At 61.9% G+C, this 2720-nt stretch carries 3 protein-coding genes; all 3 read right to left on the bottom strand.

Annotation, left to right across the window (positions count from 1 at the left end):
• Window positions 1-104 precede the first annotated feature (104 nt).
• The 3 genes from tnpC to tnpA all read right to left on the bottom strand — a co-directional run bounded on the left by tnpC (window position 105) and on the right by tnpA (window position 2630).
• Entirely contained in the window at window positions 105-1754 is a 1650-nt protein-coding gene (tnpC, locus tag BM225_RS21410; RefSeq protein WP_092465533.1) for an IS66 family transposase, read from the bottom strand.
• Between the two features lie 64 nt (window positions 1755-1818).
• Window positions 1819-2172 (bottom strand): IS66 family insertion sequence element accessory protein TnpB, encoded by a 354-nt coding sequence (gene tnpB / locus BM225_RS21405; protein ID WP_092465532.1) that lies wholly within the window; start codon window positions 2170-2172, stop codon window positions 1819-1821.
• Window positions 2169-2630 carry an IS66-like element accessory protein TnpA gene (gene tnpA, locus BM225_RS21400; RefSeq protein WP_092465531.1) on the bottom strand — a complete coding sequence of 154 codons (462 nt, stop codon included), beginning with the start codon at window positions 2628-2630 and terminating at the stop codon, window positions 2169-2171. The genes tnpB and tnpA overlap by 4 nt, the downstream gene beginning before the upstream one ends.
• Window positions 2631-2720: the final 90 nt, after the last annotated feature.

Raw genomic sequence — 2720 nt, 5'->3', positions numbered from 1 at the left:
GTAAGCGGCGGCCACGCCCCATTGTTTTTTTTGCTTTCGCGGTGTCGCGGAGGGTTGAAGCGGATGGCTGTCGGGAGCTCGTCAGGGACTACGAGACGAGATCCTTATGATCCTTCAATCTGGTTGGCGTAGGCCCACGGCATCAGGTGGTCGATGTTTTGGGCGAGGTGGCCGTTAGCCAGCTTCGTGAACAGATCGCGCAGATAGGCATAGGGCTCGACACTATTCATCTTGCACGTGCCAATCAGGCTGGCGAAGCGGGCCCAATTTCGTCCGCCTTCGTCGTGGCCGGCAAAAAGTGAATTGCGGCGGTTCATGGCCGGGCTGCGGATCGCGTTTTCGACCAGGTTCGAATCCATGTCGACCCGACCGTCGTCGAGGAACAGCCGGAAGCCGTCCTGGCGTTTCAGCATGTAGGCTATTGCCACACCGAGATCTGATTTGCGCGAGATGCGTTCGGCCTGTGCCTTCAGCCAATTGAAGAATTTGTCCACCAGCGGGAGCGATTTCTCCTGTCGGACCGTGCGGCGGTGATCCGGGGCGGCACCACGGATCTCATTTTCGATCTTGTAGAGCGCCGCGATGCGCAGGAGCGCCTCATCCACGATGGGCGATCCCTTCTTGGGCTTGGCCTTGATCAGCTTCCTGCGCCCGTGCGCCCAACAGAAGGCCAGCCGCAACGGGTCGCCGCCTGTGCGCTTGGGTGTCGCCAGATGGGAATAGCCGCCATAGGCATCGACCTGGATCGTGCCGTTGAAGCCCTTGAGGATCTCGGCAGCATAATCGCCTTTTCGCCCGGGCCGGTAATGGAACACCACTCCTGGCGGGGCGCTCCCGCCCCAGCCGCGATCATCGCGCAACACGGCCCAGAGATATCCGGTCTTCGTCTTGCCTTTCCCCGGGTCCAATACCGGGGCGGTGGTTTCGTCGACGTAAAGCCGAGTGCTTTCTTCCATCAGCCGTTTGGCCATGTGATCCACCACGGGGGCGATCAGCGCACCGGTCCGGCCCATCCAGTCGGCCAGAACCGACCGATCAATCGGCACCCCATGCCGCGCCATGACCAAGGCTTGCCGGTTCAACGGCATATGTTCGGAATGTTTGGACACAGCGATTTGCGCAAGCAACGCTTCGGTCGGCCAGCTGCCTTCCAGCAGATGCGCGGGGGCCTTGGCTTGCACCACGCCCGTGCGCCCTTTGGGGCAGGCATACCGGGGACGGATCGTGACGATCACCTGATAGCGCGCGGGGATGTAATCCAACCGCTCGGTCCGGTCTTCGCCAATCCGCACCATGTCGCCGCAGCCACAGGGGCAGGCAATGCTGTCAGGTTCGACCACGCGTTCCACGCGCGGCAGGCTTTTCGGCAGTGCTCGTGCCTTGCGGGGTTTGCGCGGCGCTTTCTGTTCCGGATCTGTCGCGCTGGTGGCGATCTTCTCCTCGACGGCGGCAATCTGTGCCTGCGTCTCGGCGATGGCGGTTTCCAGGTCCTCCAGCGCCAGCTCCAACTGTGCCGGGTCCAGCTTCTCCGACTTCGGCCCGAACTTCGTGCGCCGGTAGTCTCGAACCTGACCTTCCAGCTTCTCTATCAACGCCTTCAGGTCTGTGATGAAGGCCTCCTTCTCGGCCGCCACCGCCTGCTCGTGCTGGCGAGCCGCGCGCTCGACAGAAAGCTCGGACTGCATCGCCTTAAAGGCTCTCACCACCGCGGGTGGGAGGTCCGGGAACAGGCTGAGATCGAAGGGTTGCGACATGCGCTTTTCTATCCGATCCGCGGCAGAAAGCCCAATAAAACAACGCCACATCCTATGGGCTGAGTCATCCTGCCGCAGCCGGTGGGCGCACCCTGTGCGCCATCACACGACGCCAGTCCAGACCCTCAAAAAGGGCCTCGAATTGGGCGCGGGATACCCGCATCACCCCATCCTGAACCAGTGGCCAAGCGAAGCTGCCCTGTTCGAGCACCTTGTAGGTAAGCACCATTCCGGTGCCGTCCCACACAAGGATCTTCATCCTGTCGCCGCGCTTCGATCGGAACACCACCGTCACCCCAGAATGCGGATCCAGCTTCAGCTCCGTCTGCACGATCAGCGCCAAGGCCTGGTGCCCGCAGCGAAAGTCCACCGGCTTTGTCGCGATCAGAATCGGCAACCGTTGTCCCGCGACAATCATCCCACACTCCGCAGCGCCTGCACCAAGGCCGATGCCCGCTCCACCGCAACATCACCAGGAATGCGCAGCAGAACGTCGGCCCCGACCTCGATCGTCATCACCCCGATGCCACCATGTCCGGCCTCAGCTATGGAAGATGCCGGCTGACCCATCGGCTCAGGCAGAATGGACAATGGCACGAAGGCGGGCGCCGTCGCCTCCGACCTTGGCGATCCGTTCAACGCGTCCATCAATTCACTCGGCAGAGCCAACCGGCCCTGACGCGCATGGCGACGCCAATCTGACAAATGATGGGGTAGAATGTCATAGCGCGCTGCCACATCGACAACCCGGACACCGGGTTGAAGGCTCTCTGCCACAATCCGAGCCTTCAATTCATCAGGCCAACGCCGCTTGCCCCGCCGCCGAGGTTCAACAACCTCGCACCGCCCCACAAATCCGTCTCCACCATCCGCCATGCGAAACCTCCATCTGCTGACGCAGACCTTCTCGCAGGACGGCCAACTCTCAGGAACACATCAAATCAATGGGGTATGGCCGTCGCATAC

The organism is Donghicola eburneus, from assembly GCF_900115865.1.
Lineage (GTDB): Bacteria > Pseudomonadota > Alphaproteobacteria > Rhodobacterales > Rhodobacteraceae > Donghicola > Donghicola eburneus.
Note: the sequence above shows the minus strand (reverse complement) of the source record. Positions and strands in the feature narration are given on the sequence as shown.